A 1,120-nucleotide genomic window follows, 5' to 3' on the forward strand; every position below is an offset into this window, starting at 1 on the left:
CCTTGTCGTGGAGGCCCGGAGGGCCGGAGCGGCAAGGGCGGCCGCCGGGTCCCTGGAGTAGATTGGAGTTTGCCGAAACCAACTACCCAGGAGGAACCGATGACCGCCCTGTCTCAGAGTACCAGGAGAAAGCTCTCCCTGCTCCGGCTGGCCGAAGAGCTCGGCAATGTCTCGAAGGCTTGCCAGCTCATGGGGTACCACCGCGACAGCTTCTCCGAGATCCGCCGCGCCTTCCAGGTCGGCGGGGTGGCCGCTCTGGTCGAGCAGCGTCGTGGGCCGCGAGGTCCCCACCCCAATCGCGTCGCACCCGAGATCGAGCAGAAAGTCCTCGACTACGCCCTCGAGCGGCCGACGCACGGGGCGCAGCGCGTGGCGAACGAGCTACGGCTCGCGGGCGCCAACGTCAGTGCCTCGGGTGTGCGCGGGGTCTGGCTGCGGCACCAGCTTGAGACCCGCACCAAGCGGCTGCTCCGCTTAGAGGAAGCAGCCCAGCAGACCACCTACCTTCTCTCGGCTGAGCAGATCCGCCTGCTCGAGCGGCACAGTGTGGATTTCCGCTGTCGCCACGTCGAGGCCTCCCGGCCCGGGGAGCTGCTCAACCAGGACACCTTCTACTGGGGAACGCTCAAAGGGGTAGGCAAGATCTACGTCCAAGTGGTGGTCGACGTCTTCTGCTCACTCGCCTTCGCCAAGGTCTACAACTCCAAGATGCCCATCACCGCCTGCGATCTGCTCTACGAGCGGGTGCTGCCCTTCTACGAGGCGCTGGGCGTGCCGGTCGGTGCGGTCCTGACGGACAACGGCCGGGAGTTCTGCGGCCGGCCGGGCAGCCACCCCTACGAGCTGCTCTTGGCAATGGAGAGCGTCGAACACCGCACCACCCAGGTGCGCTCGCCGAGGACCAATGGCTTTGTGGAGCGGATGAACCGGACGCTTCTCGACGAGTGCTTCCGCGTGGCGGGGAGGACAACCTGGTACGAGAACGTCGCCGAGATCCAGGCCGACCTCGATCGCTACCTGAGCTTCTACAATCTCCAGCGCAGCCACCAGGGCTACCGGCTCCAGGGCCGCACCCCGGCGCAGGCTCTGCGGGAGGCTCTCGGCGTCGCCGAGCTGCCCC

At 67.1% G+C, this 1,120-nt stretch carries 1 protein-coding gene; it reads left to right on the top strand.

Annotated features, from left to right (window positions below):
- Positions 1-99: 99 nt before the first annotated feature.
- Positions 100-1,120 (top strand): IS481 family transposase (locus VFX97_04285; GenBank protein HEX5702414.1); only part of this gene is annotated, 1,021 nt, incomplete at its 3' end.

It is taken from the genome of Pyrinomonadaceae bacterium (assembly GCA_036277115.1).
Taxonomy (GTDB): Bacteria; Acidobacteriota; Blastocatellia; order Pyrinomonadales; family Pyrinomonadaceae; genus UBA11740.